The following is a 16,482-nucleotide window of genomic DNA, read 5'->3' as shown; positions in this document are numbered from 1 at the left end:
CCTCGGAGCGCGGCCGACCTCTGTGGCATGCTCGCCTCCATGCAGCAGATATCGGTGAGTCCCGTCTTCGTCGGCCGCGATCCGGAACTCACCGTCCTGCTGGATGCCGTGCGCCGGGCCGGGGACGGCCGGCCGCAGACCGTGCTGATCGGCGGCGAGGCCGGCGTCGGCAAGACCCGGCTGCTGGAGGAGTTCCTCCGCCAGGCCTGCCTGGACGGCGTCGTCACCACCGTCGGCGGCTGCCTGGAGATCGGCGCCGAGGGGCTGCCCTACGCGCCGCTGGCCACCGCGCTGCGCCGGCTGCACCGGAGCCTGGGCGCCGAACTGGAGGCGGCCGCGGCCGGGATGGAGGGCCACCTCGCCCGGCTGCTGCCGGACTTCGGCGAGGCCGACGGCGAACCCAACGACGAGTACGGACGAGCCCGGCTGTTCGAGCACACCGCGAGGTTGTTCGAACGGCTCGGCACGGACCGTACCCTCGTGCTCGCCGTCGAGGACCTCCACTGGTCCGACCGCTCCACCCGGGAGCTGCTGGCCTACCTGGTCCGCACCCTGCACCGGTCCCGGGTGCTGCTGGTCGCCACCTACCGCAGCGACGACCTGCACCGCCGCCACCCGCTGCGGCCGTTCCTGGCCGAGCTGGAGCGGCTGCGCACCGTGCAGCGGGCCGAACTGGAGCGGTTCGGGCCCGGCGAGGTGGCCGCGCAGCTGGCCGGCATCCTCGGCACCGCCGCCCCGGACCGGGAGCTGGTCGACCGGATCCACCGCCGCTCCGAGGGCAACCCCTTCTTCGTCGAGGAACTCGCCACCGCCTTTCGCGAGGGCTGCTCGGCCGGGCTCACCGACTCGCTCCGGGACATGCTGCTGGTCCGGGTCGAGGCGCTGGACGAGCAGACCCAGCGGGTGCTGCGGATCGCCGCCGAGGGCGGCTCCTACGTCGAGCACGCCCTGCTCGCCGCCGTCCTGGAGGACGAGGAGGAGCTGATCGACTCGCTCCGGGTCGCGGTCGGCGCCAACATCCTGCGCCCGGACACCGACGGCGACGGCTACCGGTTCCGGCACGCGCTGGTCCGCGAGGCGGTCTCGGACGACCTGCTGCCGGGCGAGCGGCACCGGATCAACCGGCGCTTCGCCGCCGCGCTGGAGGCCGATCCGCACCTGGTCGGCTCCGACGTGCGCCCCGCCCGGCTGGCCAACTACTGGTACCACGCGCACCACCCGGCCCGGGCCCTGCCGACCGCCCTGGAGGCCGCCAGGGCCGCCCGCCGCCGCAACGCCTTCGCCGAGCAGCTCCGGATGCTGGAACGGGCCCTGGAGCTCTGGGACGAGGTCCCGGAGGACGTGCTGGCGGACACCCTGCGCCCGCACGACTGGGCCGAGACCTACCCGCCCTGCTCCTGCGACGTGGAGCGGCACGACGAGCACTGCGACCGGCTCTGCCTGATCGACGTGCTGGCCGAGGCGGTGGTCGCGGCCCGCCGCAGCGGGGACCGCGAGCGAGGGCTGAGCCTGGCCAAGCGGGCGCTCAAGCTGGTAGACGAGACCGAGCACCCGGCCCGCGCCGCCTGGTTCCGGATCAACCGGGCCCGGATGCTCGGCCACCTGCGCCGCTCCGGCGACGAGGAGGAGATCGCGTACGCGCACCGGCTGGTCGAGCACCTGCCGCCGTCCGCCGTCCAGGCCGAGGTGTTCGCCCTCGGCGCCGGCAGCGGGATGCTCTCCAACCCCCGGCCCGAGCTGGTCGAACTCGCCGAGCGGGCGGTCCGGATCGCCCGCGAGGTGGGCGCCGACGCGGTCGAGCAGCACGCCCTGATGACGCTCGGCGGGCTGCGCAACGACCTCGACTCCGACCCGGAGACCGCGGTCGCCCAGCTCACCGCCGCGGTCGAGGCCACCCGGCGGATCGGCGCCCCCGACGTCCTGCTGCGCGGCATCAACAACCTGTCCTCGATGCAGCGCGGGCTCGGCCGGGCCGAGGAGGCGGCGGCGCTCGCCCGGGAGGGCCTGGAGTCGGCCCGGGGCAACGGCCTCCAGCGCAACATCGGCACCATCCTGACCGGGAACCTCGCCGAGGCGCTGATGGACCTCGGGCGGATCGACGAGGCCGAGCAGGTGCTCGCCGAGTGCCACCTGATCGGTGTGACCGGCACCCACGCCGAGTTCCTGGACCGGATGCGCGGCGAACTCGCCCTGCTCCGCGGCGACCTGCCCACCGCCGCCGCGATGCTGGCGCAGGCCAGGGCGGCCAACCGGATCGGCCAGCTCCAGCACTCCGTCCCGATCGCGCGGCTGGCGCTGCGGGTCGCGGTCGGGGCCGGCCGCCCGTTGGACGCCCGCGCGGAGCTGATCGCCGCCCTGGACGAGGACCTCCGCTGCGGTTACCTCGCCGACCTCTATCCGCTGCTGGTGGACGGTGCCGCCGCCGAGGCGGACAGCCGGGGCCTGCCCGAGGCCGACCGGGGCCGGGCCGCGGTGCTGGCCAGGATCGCCTCGACGGCGGCCGGGCTGACCCCGACCGTGCCGCTGCACCACGGCTGGGCCCGGCTGCTGGAGGCCGAACTGGCCCGCGCCGAGGGGGCGGACACCCCGGAGCAGTGGGCCGTCGCGGTCGCGGCGCTGCGCCCGACCGGGCTGCCGTACCCGCTGGCGGCCGCGCTGCTGCGGGCCGGCGAGGCCGAGGTGCTGGCCGGACGCCGCGAGTCCGGCGCCGAACTCCTGCGCGAGGCCCGGGAACTGGCGTCCGCCCGGTCCGACGCCGGACTGCGGGCCGAGATCGACGCGCTGGCCGCACGGGCCGGGCTCCCGCTCGTCGCGGACCGCCCGGCGCCCGCTCCGGCGCTGCCGGCCGGTGGATCCCTCGGCCTCACCCCCCGTGAGCGGGACGTGCTCCGATTGCTCGCCCGGGGGCGCACCAACCGGCAGATCGCCGAGGAACTGTACATCTCGCCGAAGACCGCGAGCGTGCACGTGTCCAACATCCTCGGCAAGCTCGCGGTGGCCGGCCGGGGCGAGGCGGCCGCGCTGGCCCACCGGCTGCGGCTGTTCCCGGAGGACCTCGCCCCGGCCGCCGGCTGACGGCCCGTCCGCCGCTCGCCCCCGGACGTTCCCGTCCGCCGCCCGCCCCGGGCGCGGCCGTGACGGCCGGTGCCCGGCGGGCGCTGCCGCGTGCTCCTGTGCGCGCTGCGTGAGCCCCCTTGTGCGCGCCCCTGTCAACCGGACCGATTCGGCGGAACCGGACGCAATTCCCCACCCCCGGGCCATTACTCTAAGTTGAGTGTGCGTGTCATTGAGTGACCGGAGTGGTGTAGGGTCCCGAACGGGAACATCGGTGTGGCGGGACGGCCGGCAGGCCCCCCGCCCCCTGGGTCACCGCCCTGCCGGGGCGCCAGGCCACCGCGCACGGCCACCTGGCGCGCGGCCGGTGGTCCGTGACCGGGGCGCGAGGCCCCGGGCCGGAGGGGGAGAGGCCGAGTGAGCTCCACCGACGCGGTGCTGCCCGGAGCCGGACGGCCCCAGGCGCCGGACGCCGTCCTGCCCGCAGACGGTCCGCCGCGACCGGGTCCGCCGCGACCGGGTCCGCCGAGGCGGGGCCGCCCCCGCGCGGCGCCCGCGCGGGCGGGCCGCCCCCGTACCGCCCGGCCGGCGGTGGCACGAGACCGGGGCCGCTCCGGCGGGCGCTCTGCAGCCGCAAGCTGCCGGGCGCCGTCCTCGGCGTGCTCTGCCTCGCGTACGCCCTCGGTGCCGCGCTCGGCTGGGGCTCGCGCCAGGTCGCCGTCTTCATGGGCGACTTCGGCCTGGCGGCGGCCGCGCTCGCCGCCGCGCTCTCCTGTCTCGCCTACGGCTGTACGGTGGGCGGCCACGCCCGCCCGGCCTGGCTGCTGTTCGGCCTGTCCTCGCTCATGGTCGCCTTCGGCAACGGCACCTGGGGCTGGTACGAGCTGGTCGAGCGGACCCAGCTGCCGCCCAACTCGCTGGCCGAGTACGCCTTCCTGCTGTTCGCCCCGCTGGCCATCACCGGCGTCCTGGTGCTGGCCCAGCGCCCCCGCACCGCCGCCGGCTGGCTCTGCCTGCTGCTGGACGGCTGGCTGGTGGCCGGCTCGCTGTTCACCCTCAGCTGGAGCCTCGCCCTCGGCCGGACCGCCGCCGGCGAGGACGGCTCCCCCATGCGGCTGGCCCTCAACCTGGCCTACCCGGTGCTGGACATCCTGCTCGTCTCACTGGTCGTCGGCCTGCGCTTCGGCGGCCGGGACGGCAACCGCGCCGCCGTCCACACCGCCATGGTCGGCCTCGCCGTCACCGTGCTCTGCGACGCCCTGTTCACCTCGCCCGAGCTGCGCAGCAGCTACCACTCCGGCGAACTGCTGGACGCCGGCTGGTTCGCCGGCAGTCTGCTGCTGGCCTGGGCCCCGTGGTCCCCGCGCTGGCGTCGCCCGCTGCGCGAGCACCCGGCGCTCGGCGGAATGCCCCGCCGCCGGGTCGCCACCACCTTCAGCGCGCTCACCCCCTACGCCGCGGCCGCCGTCTGCACCGCCGGGATCCTCTACAACGCCCTCGGCGGGCGCTCGCTGGACCGGGTGGTGGCCTCGGCGGCCTGCACCGTCGGCCTGGCGCTGATCCTGCGCCAGGGCATCATGCTGCTCGACAACCTCTCGCTGGCCCAGGAGCTCGCCCACAAGGAGGCGCACTTCCGCTCCCTGGTGCAGGGCTCCAGCGACGTCATCATGATCGCCGGCGCCAACGGCGTGCTCTCCTACGTCTCCCCGGCCGCGCTCGGCGTCTACGGGCGCGACCCGGAGGAACTCGTCGGCGGCAACCTGCTCGACCTCATCCACCCCGAGGACGTCGACCGGGTCCTGCTGGAGGTCCGCCGTTTCCTGGCCCGGGGGCGGCTGGTCGCCCACCGCGACCCGGGCGCCGAGCCGCTGCCCGCGGCCCGGGTGGAGTGCCGGATCGGCTCCGGCGGCGGCGAGTGGCTGCACGTCGAGTCGACCGTCGACCGGTACCGCGACGGCCTGATCCTGAACAGCCGCGACGTCACCGAACGGGTGATGCTGCAGGCCCAGTTGCAGCACAACGCGTTCCACGACCCGCTCACCGACCTGCCCAACCGGGCGCTGTTCACCCAGCGGCTGCGGGCCGCCCTGGCCGCCCGCGGTCCGCAGGACGAGGCGGGCTCCGGGGTCGCCGTGCTCTTCCTCGACCTGGACGGCTTCAAGGCGGTCAACGACACCGCCGGCCACCAGGTCGGCGACGAACTGCTGGTCCAGGCCGCCCGCCGGCTCCAGGGCGCCGTCCGCTGCGGGGACACCGTGGCCCGCTTCGGCGGCGACGAGTTCGCCACCCTGGTCTGCGGCCCGCTCGGCCGGCTCCAGGTCCAGGAGCTCGCCGAACGGCTGCGCGCCGCGCTCTCCGAGCCCTACTGGATCGGCGGCAGCGAACTCAGCGTCGCCGCCAGCATCGGGATCGCCTTCGGCACCCCGGAACGCGGTCCGGCCGCCGACCCGCGCGCCGCCGCCGACGAGCTGATGCGCAACGCCGACCTCGCGATGTACCGCGCCAAGTCCGAGGGCAAGGGCCGGGTGATGCTCTACACCCCGGCCATGCGCGCCGACCTGGAGCGCCGCACCGAACTGGACGAACGGCTCCGCGCGGCCGTCCGCGAGGGCGGCTTCACCCTGCTCCACCAGCCCGTGGTGGACCTCGGCACCGGGGCGGTCACCGCCGTCGAGGCGCAGGCCCGCTGGCGCTCCGCGCAGGGTCTGCTGCTCACCCCCGCCGAGTTCCTGCGCTCCACCGAGCCGGGCGACGCCGCCGCGCGGTTCTCCCGCTGGTTGGTCCGCGAGGCGGTGACCGCCGCCGCGCTCCGCCGCGGTGTGCCCGCCCGGGGCCGCGCCGTCCCGCCGCCGGTCCCGGTGTCGGTCCGGCTGTCGGCCGAGCGGCTCTGCGCGCCCGGCCTCTACGAGGCGGTGGTCGCGGCCCTGCGGGACAGCGGACTGCCCGGCGGCCAGCTGATCGTCGAGGTGGCCCGGACCGGCCCGGACGACCTGGCGGACGAGCTCGGGCGCCGGCTCGACGCGCTGCGCCGGCTCGGCGTCGGCACCGCGCTGGCCGGCTTCGGAGCCGGCCGGGGCTCGCTCGGCACACTGGTCCGGCTCCCCTTCGACGCCCTCAAGCTGGACCGCTCGCTGGTCCAGGACCTGGGCGAGTCCGCGCTCGCCCGGACGCTCGCCGGGCACGCCCTGCGGCTCGGCCGGGACCTCGGGCTGGTCACCGCCGCCGAGGGCGTCGACCTGCCGCGCCAGGTGGCCGTGCTGCAGGAGCTGGGCTGCCGCCAGGTGCAGGGTTCGGCGTTCTCCGCGCCGCTGGACGAGGTCCGGCTCCGGCGCGAGCTGGCCCGCCGTGCGTACCCGGTGCCGAGGCCGCTCGGACCGCTGCCCGCGCGGCGCGCCTTCCTGGCCGCGGACACCCGGACGAGTGGCCGCGGCGAGGCCGCCGCGGGGCGTGCCGTGCCCCACCACAACGGCTCCGACCTGCCTGAACGCCCGGCCGTGGCGGGCCCGGGAGTCGGTCCGCATGGCGAGACGGCCGTCCCACCTGCTTGACAGCCGACCCTTGACGGGAGGAAGGTCGTTGCCATGCGCACCCGAATTCTCGTACTTGGCGGGCGCGTCGGCTGAGCGGGCCCTGCCCCGTTCGTGACAGACCGACGCGCCACCCCTCGCATGCCCTTGGGCACGAGGGGTTTTTTGTTGCACCGACGCTGTTCCACCACCGCAAGACCCCTGGCCCCGTGGCCCCGCGAAAGGGACGATTGGGGCAGAGCCGGCGATCGGCCCGCAAGCGGGACCCCACCCTCGACCCCCCGGGGCCCGCAAACCACCGGGCCGGCCAGAACCGAGAAGAGACAGGCAGATGACCGAGCACGCCGCATCCCCCCGCCGCGGGGACACCCCGGCCGCCCACGCTCCCGCTCCTCAGCACGTCGTCGAGACCATGACCGGCGCCCAGTCGCTCATCCGCTCGCTGGAGGCCGTCGGTGCGGACACCGTCTTCGGTATCCCGGGCGGGGCCATCCTTCCCGCGTACGACCCGCTGATGGACTCCACCAAGGTGCGCCACATCCTGGTCCGTCACGAGCAGGGCGCCGGCCACGCCGCCACCGGCTACGCGCAGGCCACCGGCCGGGTCGGCGTCTGCATGGCGACCTCCGGTCCGGGTGCGACCAACCTGGTCACCCCGATCGCCGACGCCTACATGGACTCGGTGCCGATCGTCGCCATCACCGGCCAGGTCACCTCCAAGGCGATCGGCACGGACGCCTTCCAGGAGGCCGACATCTGCGGCATCACGATGCCGATCACCAAGCACAACTACCTGGTCACCGACCCGGCCGAGATCCCCCGGGTGATCGCCGAGGCGTTCCACATCGCCGCCACCGGCCGCCCCGGACCGGTCCTGGTCGACATCGCCAAGGACGCCCTGCAGGCCACCACCACCTTCCGCTGGCCGGTCGAGACCTCGCTGCCCGGCTACCGCCCGGTGACCAAGCCGCACGCCAAGCAGATCCGCGAAGCGGCCAAGATGCTGGTCACCGCCAAGCGCCCGGTCCTGTACGTCGGCGGCGGCGTCGTCAAGGCCGGCGCCACGGCCGAGCTGCGCATCCTGGCCGAGCTGACCGGCGCCCCGGTCGTCACCACCCTGATGGCGCTCGGCGCCTTCCCGGACAGCCACCCGCAGCACCTGGGCATGCCCGGCATGCACGGCTCCGTCCCGGCCGTCACCGCGCTCCAGAAGGCCGACCTGCTCTTCACCCTCGGCGCCCGCTTCGACGACCGGGTCACCGGCAAGCTGGACAGCTTCGCGCCGTACGCCAAGGTCGTCCACGCGGACATCGACCCAGCCGAGATCGGCAAGAACCGCCCGGCGGACGTGCCGATCGTCGGTGACGCCCGCGAGGTGCTGGCCGACCTGATCGTCGCCGTCCAGGCCGAGTTCGACGCCGGCCACAAGGGCGACTACGGCGACTGGTGGGAGCGGCTCGACGAGTGGAAGACCACCTACCCGGTCGGCTACGAGCCCGCCCCCGGCGGCGAGCTCTCCCCGCAGCAGGTGATCGAGCGGATCGGCCGGCTGGTCGGCCCGGACGCCGTCTACGCGGCGGGCGTCGGCCAGCACCAGATGTGGAGCTCGCAGTTCATCCGGTTCGAGAAGCCGGGCACCTGGCTCAACTCCGGCGGCGCCGGGACCATGGGCTACGCGGTGCCGGCCGCGATGGGCGCCAAGGCCGGCCGGCCGGAGGCCGCGGTCTGGGCGATCGACGGCGACGGCTGCTTCCAGATGACCAACCAGGAGCTGGTCACCTGCGCCCTGAACGACATCCCGATCAAGGTCGCGGTCATCAACAACGGCTCGCTGGGCATGGTCCGGCAGTGGCAGACGCTGTTCTACAACCAGCGCTACTCCAACACCGTGCTGCACGCCGGCCCGGGCCACGACGGCATCGAGCCGCCGGCCCAGGGCACCCGGATCCCCGACTTCGTCCTGCTCGCCGAGGCGATGGGCTGCGTCGGTCTGCGCTGCGAGCGCCCCGAGGACCTCGACGCGGTGATCAAGCAGGCGATGGAGATCGACGACCGCCCGGTGGTCATCGACTTCATCGTCCACCAGGACGCCATGGTCTGGCCGATGGTCGCGGCCGGCACCAGCAACGACGAGATCCAGTTCGCCCGCGGCGTCCGTCCCGACTTCGGCGACGACCTCGACTGAGCCCCTTCCGGAACGACCAAGGGAACCCACGACCCATGTCCAAGCACACCCTCTCCGTCCTGGTCGAGAACAAGCCCGGCGTGCTCGCCCGGATCGCCGCGCTGTTCTCCCGTCGGGGCTTCAACATCGACTCCCTCGCCGTCGGCCCGACCGAGCACCCGGACATCTCCCGGATGACCATCGTGGTCAACGTCGAGGACCTCCCGTTGGAACAGGTCACCAAGCAGCTCAACAAGCTCGTCAACGTGATAAAGATCGTCGAACTCGACCAGTCCGCTGCGATCCAGCGGGAACTGGTCCTGGTGAAGGTCCGCGCCGACAACGACACCCGGTCGCAGATCGTCGAGATCGTCCAGCTGTTCCGCGCCAAGACGGTCGACGTGTCCCCGGACGCGGTGACCATCGAGGCCACCGGCAGCTCGGACAAGCTGGAGGCCATGCTCCGGATGCTGGAGCCCTACGGCATCAAGGAGTTGGTCCAGTCCGGCCTGGTCGCCATCGGGCGCGGCGCCCGTTCGATCACGGACCGCTCGCTGCGCGCCCTCGACCGCAGCGCCTAGGACCCGACCGGTCCTCGCCCTTCCGGGACGCGCCGCCGTCTCAAACCCTGAAGCACCGCCCCACCCCGACGCCGGATCCGCATACGGTAGGAACCACCGCAGACCCGGCAAACCACTCGCAAGGAGATGTGCCCCCGTGGCCGAGCTGTTCTACGAAGACGACGCCGACCTGTCCATCATCCAGGGCCGCAAGGTCGCGGTCATCGGCTACGGCAGCCAGGGCCACGCCCACGCGCTGTCCCTGCGCGACTCGGGCGCGGACGTCCGGGTCGGCCTGAAGCCGGAGTCCAAGTCCCGTGCCAAGGCCGAGGAGGCCGGCCTGCGCGTGGTCACCCCCGCCGAGGCCGCGGCCGAGGCCGACGTCATCATGATCCTGGTGCCGGACCCGATCCAGGCGGACGTCTACGAGGCCGACATCGCCCCGCACCTGAAGGCCGGCGACGCCCTGTTCTTCGGCCACGGCCTGAACATCCGCTTCGGCTTCATCAAGCCCCCGGCCGACGTCGACGTCTGCATGGTCGCTCCGAAGGGCCCGGGCCACCTGGTCCGCCGCCAGTACGAGGAGGGCCGCGGCGTCCCCGCGATCGTCGCGGTCGAGCAGGACGCCTCCGGCAAGGCCTTCGACCTGGCGCTGTCCTACGCCAAGGGCCTGGGCGCCACCAAGGCCGGCGTCATCAAGACCACCTTCACCGAGGAGACCGAGACCGACCTGTTCGGTGAGCAGGCCGTCCTCTGCGGTGGCACCGCCGCCCTGGTGAAGGCCGGTTTCGAGACCCTGGTCGAGGCCGGTTACCAGCCGGAGATCGCCTACTTCGAGTGCCTGCACGAGCTGAAGCTCATCGTCGACCTGATGTACGAGGGCGGCCTGGAGAAGATGCGCTGGTCGGTCTCCGAGACCGCCGAGTGGGGCGACTACGTCACCGGCCCGCGGATCATCACCGCCGACACCAAGGCCGAGATGAAGAAGGTCCTCACCGAGATCCAGGACGGCACCTTCGCCAACACCTGGATCGCCGAGTACAAGGCCGGTCTGCCCAAGTACAACGAGTACAAGAAGGCCGACGAGGACCACCTGCTGGAGACCACCGGCAAGAAGCTCCGCAAGCTGATGAGCTGGGTCAAGGAAGAGGCGTAAGGCCTCGGGGGAGCCCTCGCGGGTTTGTATCCCCCTTGTACAACAAGGCGGCTCCCGTCCGGGTGATTTTGCCGGACGGGAGCAGCCTGGTACCCAGCCCGTCGATACACTTCCGAGTGCGCGTCAGGCCCACAGCGTCGTGCGTCTAGCTACGCGGCATGCCACCTTCCCCCCGCCCGGCAAGGCCACCCTCGTGCCCGGATCCGGGGAGAACCGGACAGTTAAGGACACACTGTCGTGAGCGCTGCTACACCTGTGAAATCTGGCGTCGTACTGATCGCCGAAGAGCTGTCGCCCGCCACCGTCGACGCCCTCGGCCCGGACTTCGAGATCCGGCACTGCAACGGTGCGGACCGCACCGAGCTGCTGACCGCCATCGCGGACGTGGACGCCGTCCTGGTCCGCTCCGCCACCAAGGTCGACGCCGAGGCGCTGGCCGCGGCCCGCAGGCTCAAGGTGGTCGCCCGCGCCGGCGTCGGCCTCGACAATGTGGACGTCTCCGCCGCCACCAAGGCCGGCGTCATGGTCGTGAACGCGCCGACCTCCAACATCGTCACCGCCGCCGAACTCGCCTGCGGCCTGCTGATCTCCGTCGCCCGCAACATCGCGCCGGCCAACGCCGCGCTCAAGGGCGGCGAGTGGAAGCGCAACAAGTACACCGGCGTCGAGCTCAGCGAGAAGGTCCTCGGCGTGGTCGGCCTCGGCCGGATCGGCGTCCTGGTCGCCCAGCGGATGTCCGCGTTCGGCATGAAGATCGTCGCGTACGACCCCTACATCCAGGCCGCCCGCGCCGCGCAGATGGGCGTCAAGCTGGTCTCGCTGGAGGAGCTGCTGGAGGTCTCGGACTTCATCACCGTCCACCTCCCGAAGACCCCGGAGACCATCGGCCTGATCGGCGACGAGGCGCTGCACAAGGTCAAGCCGACGGTGCGGATCGTCAACGCCGCCCGCGGCGGCATCGTCGACGAGGCGGCGCTGCTCAGCGCCCTGCGCGACGGCCGGGTGGCCGGCGCCGGTCTGGACGTGTACGCCAAGGAGCCGTGCACCGACTCGCCGCTGTTCGCCCTCGACAACGTGGTGGCCACCCCGCACCTGGGCGCCTCCACCGACGAGGCCCAGGAGAAGGCCGGCATCGCCGTCGCGAAGTCGGTCCGCCTGGCGCTGGCCGGCGAGCTGGTGCCGGACGCGGTCAACGTCCAGGGCGGCGTGATCGCCGAGGACGTCCGGCCGGGCCTGCCGCTGGCCGAGAAGCTCGGCCGGATCTTCACCGCGCTGGCGGGCGAGGTCGCCGTCCGGCTCGACGTCGAGGTGCGCGGCGAGATCACCCAGCACGACGTCAAGGTGCTCGAACTGTCCGCCCTCAAGGGTGTGTTCGAGGACGTCGTGGCGGAGACGGTGTCCTACGTCAACGCCCCGCTGTTCGCCCAGGAGCGCGGTGTCGAGGTGCGGCTGACCACCTCCAGCGAGAGCCCCGAGCACCGCAACGTCATCACCGTGCGCGGCACCCTCGCGGACGGCGAGGAGATCGCCATCTCCGGCACGCTGGCCGGCCCCAAGCAGGTCCAGAAGATCGTCGGTGTGGACGCCTTCGACGTGGACGTGGCGCTCACCGACCACATGGCCTTCTTCAAGTACGAGGACCGGCCCGGCGTGGTCGGCGTCCTCGGCCGCCACCTCGGCGACGCCGGCATCAACATCGCCGGCATGCAGGTCGCCCGCGACGGCAGCGGCGCGCTCGCCTCCCTCACCGTGGACAGCGAGATCCCGCAGGAGGTGCTGGCGGCGATCGCGGCCGAGATCGGTGCCCGCTTCGCGCGTTCGGTCGACCTCGGCGCCTGATCCCGCACCACCCCGCACCACCCCGCACCGCTTCTGACCAGGGCCCGGACCGCCGTTCGCACGGTGGTCCGGGCCCTGGCGCGTTCCTCCGGGTGACGCCCGTCTCAGATAGTAGGAAATCCAAGTATTCGTGCAGACACCGCCGTGCGCGGGTCGTACCGTGGAGTCAGCCGCACGGTGTGCCGCCCCTGCAGCCAGGGCGTCCGGCCCGTGCGCGCGTCCGCACCCGATGGGCGGGAGACCCCTGCCCGGTGTACCCCCCTCCTCCCCACCGCCGCGTCCGTCCCCACGGCGCGTATCGAACCAAGGAGCCCCGGTATGCCCCCGACCGCCGACCGCCACGCCGCTTCCGCCCCCGCCGCCCCGCAGACCCGCGCCCCCCGCCGCCGCCGGGCCGTCGAGCCGAACCCCTTCGCCGCCGCCGCGCTCCAGCGGGCGCTGGACCGCCGCGACAACGGCGGCGCGACCGGTCACTGACCGGCCGCCACTGACCGGCGGCCCCCTGGCGGCCGGCTCCGACGGGCCGCCTCCGGCCCGTTCGGCGTTCATCCGCCGAATGGGCCGGACGGACTGACGGAGGGTCACCCCCAGGAGTGCAAGTTGCCGCCGTTCGGTGGAAGTTGCTCGCCCCGACCGGCGCGATATTCCTAATTTGGGGCCCCCGGAAGGGTGATCGACGGCCGCGCGGGCGGGCGTCAGCGGCACCGGATGCGGATCAGTTCCCCCGGCCGGGGGAGAGGACCATGCGCCATCCCGTCGTCCGCCGACCGCTTGCCCGGCTCGGCCTGACGCTCACCCTGCTCGCCGGACCGGCCCTGCTCACCGGGGCCGCCCCGGCCACCGGCAGCCCGCCGACGTCCCCGGCATCACCGTCGGCCCCGCCGGGCCGCTCCGCCGCCGGACCCGTCGCCGTCCTGCTGGAACTCGCCACCGAACCGGTCGCCCCCGCCTGGCGCCGGGCCGGGGACGAGGCCCGGCGCGGCCGGCGCTCCCCGGAGGCCGTCCGCGGCGAGGCGGCCCGGGCCGGCGCCGCCCAGCGGACCCGCGCCTCCACGGCGCTGGACCGCCTGGCCGCCGCCGTCCACGAAGCCGTCCCCGCCGCCCGGGAGCTCTACCGCACCCGCACCCTGGTCACCGGGCTCGCCGTCAACGCCCCCGCCGACCGGCTGCCCGCGCTGCGCACCCTGCCCGGGGTCGCGGCCGTGCACCCGATCGTCCGCAAGCGGCGGGACAACGCCCACTCGGTGCCGGTCACCGGCGCGCCCGAGGTCTGGACCGGCGGCTCCTCCGACGGCGGCCCGGACGGCGGTGACACCGGCCGGGGCGTGCGGATCGGCATCGCGGACAGCGGCATCGACTACACCCACGCCGACTTCGGCGGTCCCGGCACCGAGGAGGCGTTCCGCTCGGTCGACGGGGCGAAGCCCGCGCCGGCCGGACTCTTCCCGAGCGCCAAGGTGTCCGGCGGCCGCGACCTGGTCGGCGACGACTACCAGCCCGATCCGTCCTCCCCGCACTACCAGCCCGAGCCGCACCCGGACGAGAACCCGATCGACTGCGTCCGCAACGGCCACGGCACCCATGTGGCCGGCACCGCCGCCGGCCTCGGCGTCACCACCGACGGACAGCCCTACCGGGGCCCCTACCGGCCCGGCCTGGACCCGGGCGGCTTCCGGGTCGGCCCCGGTGCCGCGCCCGGCGCCCAGCTGTACGCGATCCGGGTGTTCGGCTGCGACGGCTCCACCGACCAGCTCGGCGAGGCCCTCGACCTGGCCGCCGACCCGGACGGCGACGGCGACCCGAGCGACCGGCTCGACGTCCTCAACCTCTCGCTCGGCAGCCGCTTCGGCGCCACCGACGACGCCGACGCCCTCGCCGTCGACCGGCTCGCCGCGCTCGGCACCGTGGTGGTCGCCGCCGCCGGCAACGAGGGCGACGTGTACGCCATCGGCGGCAGCCCCGGCACCGCCGCCAGGGCGCTCGCGGTCGCCGCCTCGGTCGACCCGCACAGTGACGCCGACGGCCTCACCGTGCTCGACCCGCAGCCGCTCGCCGGGGTCGTGCCGGCCCACTGGAGCGCCCGCTACCAGGACTGGTCCACCGCCGACGTGGCCGGGGAGCTCGCCCTGCCCGCCGACCAGCGGGACGGCTGCACGGCCTTCTCCGAGGCCGACCGGAAGCGGATCGCCGGGCGGATCGCCGTGCTCGCCTGGAGCACCCGGGAGTCCGAGCGCGCCTGCGGCTCGGGCCCGCGCGCCGACCACGTCGCCGAGGCCGGGGCCCTCGGCGCCCTGCTCGCCGCCGACGACGACCACCTCGCCGAGATCGCCGGCAACGACCGGGTCCCGCTGGCCCTGCTCGCCCGTGCCGACGGCGAACGGCTCCGCGCGGGCGCCGCCGCCGGCCCGGTCCGCGTCCGCCTCGCCGCGCCCGGCAACCCGCTGCACGGTGTCGTCGCCCAGGACCAGCCGCAGCGGCTCGACACCCTCACCGACTTCACCTCCCGCGGCATCGGGGTGCCCGGGGTGGTCAAGCCGGACCTCGCCGCCCCCGGCGAGACCATCTGGTCGGCCCGGGTCGGCAGCGGCACCGGCGGCCAGCGCGAGGACGGCACCTCGATGGCCACCCCGCACGCCGCCGGCCTGGCCGCGCTGGTCCGCGCGGCCCACCCCGGCTGGACCGTCGAGCAGGTCAAGGCCGCGCTGATGAACACCGCCGGGGACACCTGGCTCGGCGACGGCGGCACCGGCCCGGTCTACGGGCCCGAGCGCACCGGCGCCGGCCGGGCCGCCGTCGACCGGGCCGTCCGCACCCCGGCCGTCGCCTACGCGGCGGGGGAGGGCGCGGTGGAGGGCGCCGTCGGCGTCTCCTTCGGCCCGGTCGCCGTCACCGGGCCGCTGGCCCAGGTGCGCGAGGTCGAGGTCCGCAACCTGTCCGCCGCCCCGGTCGCCTACCGGACCGGCTACGCGGCCGCCACCGAACTGCCCGGCGCCCGTTTCGAGCTCGCGCCCGACCGGGTCGAGCTGCCGCCCGGCGGCACCGCCCGGGTCCGGGTCACCCTGAGCGTGCCCGGCGCGCTCGGCCGCGCCCCGGACCCGACGATCGCCACCGTCCAGGGCGGCCGGGCCCGCAGCTACCGGGGCGAGCTCTCCGGCCGGCTGCTGCTGACCCCGGACGACCCGGCCGTCCCCGGTCTGCGGGTGCCGCTGTTCGCGGCCCCCCGCCCGGCCACCGACCTGGCCGCCACCGCCCCGGTCCGCACCACCCGCTCCGGGGCCGTGGTCGCGTTCACCGGCACCGACGCGCCCGGTGACGCGCCCGGCCTGCTCAGCGCCTTCGCGCTCGGCGGGGAGGGCACCCGCTGGGCGGACTGCCCGCCGGACAGCGGGGCGGCCGTCGGGCCCGGCGCGGGCTTCGTGCCGGAGGGCAGCACCGAGGAGGCCGAGCACCTGAGGGACGTCTGCGTGGAGCGCCCCGGCGACCGCGCGGCCGACCTGAGGGCCGTCGGCGCCGCCACCGACGCGCCCACCGTCGCCGGGGACCCGCTCGCCGAGGGCCGGCTCTACCTCGGCGCCCAGGTGTGGGCCCCGGCCGCCACCCCGGTCGGGCTGTTCGGCGTCCGGGCCTCGCTGGACACCGACGGCGACGGCGTCACCGACGTGGTGGTCCGGGCCGACCGGATGCGCGGCAGCGACGTCCTGGTGGCCCGGACGGTGGACGCCCGCACCGGCGCCGAACTCGACGTCCAGCCGCTGAACGCCCGCTGGGGGGACACCGACACCGCGCTGCTGGACTCCGACACGGTGGTGCTGCCGGTCCGGCTCTCCGCCCTCCCGGGCGTCCGGGCCGGGCACAGCACGGTCCACTACGCGGTGTGGACCGGCCTGGCCGGCGCCGGGCGGGACCCGGCCGACGCCTTCTCCGCGATCGGCCTGCGCGGCACCCGTCCCACCCTCGCCGTGGACGTCCTGCACCCCGCCGTCGACATCCGCACCGGCCCCGGCGGCCCCACCGCCCTGGCCGCCCCCGTCCACGCCGCCACCCTGCTGGACATCCGCCGCACCGACGGCGACCGCTCCCGGGTGCTGCTGCTCCACCACCTCAACCCGGAGGGCCGCCGCAGCCAGATCCTGACCCTGCCGTGACCCCGGGGGAGCGTGCGGCACCGGCCGCACGCTCCCC

At 74.8% G+C, this 16,482-nt stretch carries 8 protein-coding genes; all 8 read left to right on the top strand.

What is annotated here, in order from left to right:
* Positions 1-39 precede the first annotated feature (39 nt).
* Complete coding sequence (locus tag BLU95_RS14875) at positions 40-3,075, top strand: helix-turn-helix transcriptional regulator (protein WP_231978574.1); 3,036 nt, start codon at positions 40-42, stop codon at positions 3,073-3,075.
* Positions 3,076-3,713: 638 nt separating this feature from the next.
* The gene (locus BLU95_RS14870; RefSeq protein ID WP_231978573.1) at positions 3,714-6,602 is read left to right on the top strand and encodes a putative bifunctional diguanylate cyclase/phosphodiesterase; all 2,889 of its coding nucleotides are present in this window, start codon (positions 3,714-3,716) and stop codon (positions 6,600-6,602) included.
* A gap of 310 nt (positions 6,603-6,912) precedes the next feature.
* Positions 6,913-8,766, top strand: a complete 1,854-nt coding sequence (locus BLU95_RS14865) for an acetolactate synthase large subunit (protein ID WP_093860428.1) — start codon at positions 6,913-6,915, stop codon at positions 8,764-8,766.
* A 35-nt stretch (positions 8,767-8,801) separates the two neighbouring features.
* A complete protein-coding gene (ilvN, locus tag BLU95_RS14860) occupies positions 8,802-9,326 on the top strand; it encodes an acetolactate synthase small subunit (RefSeq protein WP_030392698.1) in 525 nt (174 codons plus the stop codon).
* 136 nt (positions 9,327-9,462) lie between these two features.
* Positions 9,463-10,461: a ketol-acid reductoisomerase gene (ilvC, locus tag BLU95_RS14855; RefSeq protein WP_093860427.1), complete on the top strand. Its 999-nt coding sequence runs from the start codon at positions 9,463-9,465 to the stop codon at positions 10,459-10,461.
* 255 nt (positions 10,462-10,716) lie between these two features.
* A complete protein-coding gene (serA, locus tag BLU95_RS14850; protein WP_093860426.1) occupies positions 10,717-12,300 on the top strand; it encodes a phosphoglycerate dehydrogenase in 1,584 nt (527 codons plus the stop codon).
* Between the two features lie 318 nt (positions 12,301-12,618).
* Positions 12,619-12,777 (top strand): hypothetical protein, encoded by a 159-nt coding sequence (locus BLU95_RS43020; protein WP_173862054.1) that lies wholly within the window; start codon positions 12,619-12,621, stop codon positions 12,775-12,777.
* Between the two features lie 266 nt (positions 12,778-13,043).
* Positions 13,044-16,445 (top strand): S8 family serine peptidase, encoded by a 3,402-nt coding sequence (locus BLU95_RS14845; RefSeq protein WP_093860425.1) that lies wholly within the window; start codon positions 13,044-13,046, stop codon positions 16,443-16,445.
* Positions 16,446-16,482 lie beyond the last annotated feature (37 nt).

It is taken from the genome of Streptomyces sp. TLI_053 (genome assembly GCF_900105395.1).
Taxonomy (GTDB): Bacteria; Actinomycetota; Actinomycetes; order Streptomycetales; family Streptomycetaceae; genus Kitasatospora.
This window is presented reverse-complemented; position numbering and strand designations above follow the sequence as displayed.

Coding starts and splice junctions, on each gene's coding strand:
- BLU95_RS43020 (WP_173862054.1), top strand. CDS start 12,619: ATGCCCCCGACCGCCGACCGCCACGCCGCTTCCGCCCCCGCCGCCCCG.
- ilvN (WP_030392698.1), top strand. CDS start 8,802: ATGTCCAAGCACACCCTCTCCGTCCTGGTCGAGAACAAGCCCGGCGTG.
- BLU95_RS14875 (WP_231978574.1), top strand. CDS start 40: ATGCAGCAGATATCGGTGAGTCCCGTCTTCGTCGGCCGCGATCCGGAA.
- BLU95_RS14845 (WP_093860425.1), top strand. CDS start 13,044: ATGCGCCATCCCGTCGTCCGCCGACCGCTTGCCCGGCTCGGCCTGACG.
- BLU95_RS14865 (WP_093860428.1), top strand. CDS start 6,913: ATGACCGAGCACGCCGCATCCCCCCGCCGCGGGGACACCCCGGCCGCC.